2 protein-coding genes are annotated in these 4,108 nt (G+C 64.5%); both read left to right on the forward strand.

Annotated features, from left to right (window positions below; all coding sequences use genetic code 11):
• Positions 1-440: 440 nt before the first annotated feature.
• Complete coding sequence (gene mobF / locus ACH2EI_RS19155; RefSeq protein ID WP_395161187.1) at positions 441-3,767, forward strand: MobF family relaxase; 3,327 nt, start codon at positions 441-443, stop codon at positions 3,765-3,767.
• A gap of 35 nt (positions 3,768-3,802) precedes the next feature.
• A partial coding sequence (locus ACH2EI_RS19160) for a hypothetical protein (protein WP_395161189.1) occupies positions 3,803-4,108 on the forward strand: 306 nt, incomplete at its 3' end.

The raw sequence follows: 4,108 nt of genomic DNA on the forward strand, positions 1-4,108 counted from the left end.
CGACGTCGACGCTCAGGGATCCCGCGCGTTCGCAGAACAGATGCTCGTCGATCATCCAGACTCGAGCATCGCAACCCTCCGAGCCGACGCCGTGCTCGCAGTTCGGTCATTCCTCGACCAGGTCGAACGGCGTGCCTAATTCGTGCCTAGAACGACGCTCAACAGGGCGTAATACGGCGCAACAGCGCACAACACTCGGACTACCGGAACCCGGCCTTGACCAGGTGAAACAACCCACACGCAGGCACGATGCGATCAGCCTCGAAGCGCTTCCCAAGCTGGATACGCGGGTTCGATTCCCGTCATCCGCCCCAATCGCCGGAGCTGAATAAGACCAGCTCATTGACTGTTTCCCAGTCTTCAGCTAGTCTGGAAGTGCCTCGCCGACAGGTCTGTCGTGCCCCCAACGTGCCCAGAGCACGGGACAACAGGAGGCACCTATGGGCACGAACGGATCGTTCGGGTCAGTCCGCAAACTTCCAAGCGGAAAATTCCAAGTCCGCTACTTCCACCTCGGCAAACGCATCGCAGCGAACTCAACGTTCGCCACGAAGGCCGATGCGCGAGCTTTTCTTGCCGGGGTCGAGACCGACCTCAATCGTGGCAACTACATCGATCCGTCAGCCGGGCGAATCACCTTCGCCGAGTACTCAGGTTGGTGGATCGAACAGCGACCGCTGCGATCTCGAACACGCGAGACGTACGACTCGCAGCTGAAACATCTGCTCGCCGCATTCGGGCCGGCACAGCTCAGCGTCATCTCGTCGGCCGACGTCCGCACCTGGCACGGCCGGCTCTCCCAAACGAGCTTGCACCCGAACACTGTGTCGAAGATCTACCGACTGCTGCGGACAATCCTGACGACGGCCGTCGACGACGGCGTGCTGTCACAGAACCCAGCACGGATTCGCGGCGCCTCGAAGGAACGCGCCGTCGAGCGGCCGCTGCTCACGTGGGACGTGGTGGTTCGCTTGGCCAGATCGTGTGGGATCGGAGGTCGGGTCAGGCAGGTCGTGTGTCGGGGTGTCGGGAGGGCATACACCTTTGCAGGTTCCCCTCCGGGGAACCTGCGGAGCGGTCGGGGACCGCTCGAACGCTGTTTGCGCGATCGTTTCGAGCGACGGTGCCGTCGGCCAAGAAATCGGTCGGGTTGGTGTGCGATCGTGCGCGTGACGGTGACCCCGCTCGGAGCTTCGGGACAGAATGTCGCGGGCGTGGCGAGCGCGGTGGTCGACTACCTCGAAGGCGCCGACAAAACCCCCGGTGCTGCGCTCGTCGGCTCGTCTGCTGGGTCTTCGGTGTCGAGCTACTACGCCGACTCGGTCGAGGGTCCGGGACGGTGGATGGGTGCTGGGGCCAGTTTCCGGGACCTTGAAGGCGTCGTCGACAGGGACTCGTTCCAGAGAGTATTGGAGGGTCGACACCCGGAGACCGGTGAGCGACTCGTGACAGCACGAGGCTCGTCTCAGCGTTCGCACCTCGCCGTGGGCACGGCGGCACGGCTGGACGAAGAGAGCAATCCGCTCTACACGGTTTCCGATGCCGCTCAATTGCTCGGAGTGACCCGCAAAGAGGTCGTGGAGATGGTCGAAGCAGGCCGCAACGCGGGCGCCAGCGATCCAGACGACGCAACCGCCGTCGAGTCTGTCGCCGATGCAGTTGAGGGCGACCTGATCCCAGACAGCGAGATCAGCCGACTCCTGGCGCTCGCCGCTCGACCGCTCGACGTCGACGCGCTACGCACCGCAGGTTCTGCTGACGATGAGCTCTCGGTTCCGGAAGCTGCGAGGTCGCTGAGAGTCAGCGTGCGATACGTACGACGCCTGTGTGCCACCGCAGCAGAAGCGTCTGATGCCAAGCCGGGAGTTGCTCGGCTCCCGAGCCGACGCGACGCTGCTGGGAACTACCGCATCGTCCGTTCGGATCTCGCTGACTATGCCGAGCGACGCAAGCCGGCGATCGCGAGGGTGGGCTTCGACGTCACGATCACCGCTGAGAAGTCGATCGGTCTGTTGGCGATGCTCACGACCGGGCAACTCCAGGAGGACCTGATCGCGGGTCTCAGAACTGGAAATGACACAGCCGTCCGTTACCTCGACCGGCTGGCCTCGGTGGGACGCCGTCGCGGCGGTGTCGTTGGCTCCGAAGGCCTGATCGTCGCGTCGTACATGCACGGCACGAGCCGGTCATTGGACCCGCATCCTCATCATCACAACATCGTTGCGAACGCGGTCGTTGATGACGAGGGAGGGGTTCGGACTCTTGATGCGAGGGCGCTGTATCGGCATGCGCCAGCGGCCGCGGCACTGGCGACGGCCGCGGTGCGGTGGGAGCTTCGCGACCTCGGCCTCGGGTGGTGGCGTCGAGACGACGGTGTCTGGGAGATCGCCGGTGTTGACGAGTCGGCGATCCGTGAGTTCTCGCAGCGGCGCTCGGAGATGGACGAAGTTCGCAAAGCACTCGAGGAACGCCTCGGGCGTCGAGTCACCCACGACGAGGAGAACACGATCGCGAAGTCGACCCGATCAGCCAAGCAAGCAGTCGACCCGAACGACCTCCGCAAAGACTGGCTGACCAGGGCTGATCGGGTGGGTCTCGATATCGGATCGTGTTTCGATCGGGCCGATCGTGCGATCGCACACGACGTCCTGCCCGACGACCTACGAGACCAACTGTTCAACGATCTCGTCGCACCGATCGACGGGTTGTGCGCCCGGTCGACAACGTTCGGCTGCGGCGATGTGATGCGCTCTGTCGCGGATTGGTCGATCGTGAACGACGACGGCCACAGCGTCAAGGTGCTCGTGCCCCCGGCCGAGGTCGAGCGACTGACCGCACGATTCTGCGCCACCGATCTCGTCGCCGAGATCGACACCTCGGGCGTGATCCGCCGGCGCGACGGCAAAGTCGTGAACGACGGACAGGACGAAGCGACGTTCACGACAATCGAACTCCTCGATGTCGAAGCCCAGATCGTGTCTGGCGTCGCCGCAGGAATCGACGCCGCGAAAGGGATCGTCGAATCGGCGATCATTGAGCGGGCGATCGGGTCCGCCGATGTGCTGAGCGCGGAGCAGGCCGACTTGGTGCGGAGTTGGCTGACCAGTGGTGATCGGGTGCAGTGCGCTGTCGGTCGTGCCGGGACCGGCAAGACCACGACCATGCGAGCCGCCGCACAAGCATGGACCGACGCCGGCTACCGAGTCCTCGGCGCATCAGTGAAAGGCGAGGCTGCGCGGCTGTTGGCTGACGACGCCGGCATCGAGTCCGAGACCGTCGCGATGCTGCTCGGCCGATCCGACGCAGGGATCCGTGTCCTCGATTCGCGCACAGTCCTGATCGTGGACGAAGCATCAACCCTCGGTGACCGCGATCTCCTTCGGCTCTGTGACCTCGCAACAGAGACTGGTGCGACGTTGCGGTTGATCGGTGATCCAGCCCAGCACGGTTCGGTCCCGGCAGGTGGGAGCTTCAACGAACTCGCCGATCTCTACGCCGATCGGACACCACAACTCGCGACCGTCCACCGACTGACCGACGCAGGCGAACGGCGCCGGGCCGATCTCGTGCGCAGCGGCAGAGTCGACGAAGCGATCGACGAACTCCAGGCGAGTGGACAACTCGTCTTGACCGCAGGCGAGCATGACACTCACGCAGCGATGCTCGCCCGCTGGTACACCGAGCGGGCGGTGGGCGACCGCACCCAATGGTGCACGGTCGCAACCGTCAACGGCGAGTCCTCAACACCCTCGCCCAGCTACTACTGATCGCCGACGGCACCGTCAACGCAAGTCAGTGCGCGGTGCTCGGCGATGGACGTCGTCTGTGCGTCGGCGATCAGGTCGTGGCCCGTCACGGCGACCGCAAGATCCACCCGATCGGCAACCGAAACGGTTGGATGCGTAACGGCACCACCGGCCCCGTCGCCGACGTCCGAACAGACCCAACCGCACCTGACGGTGACGAGATCGACGTCGCGACATCCGATGGGACTATTACCTGCGATCGGGGGACCTTCGATCGGCCCGACGGCGGGATCGATCTTGCGTATGCCGTGACGTCCTATGCCGTGCAGGGGGCAACGGATGACGTGTCGACATCGGCGATC

The organism is Ilumatobacter sp. (genome assembly GCF_041688325.1).
GTDB lineage: Bacteria > Actinomycetota > Acidimicrobiia > Acidimicrobiales > Ilumatobacteraceae > Ilumatobacter_A.

What these genes read in the sequence shown, in the direction of transcription:
- mobF (WP_395161187.1), top strand. Translation starts at nt 441, where the DNA reads ATGGGCACGAACGGATCGTTCGGGTCAGTCCGCAAACTTCCAAGCGGA.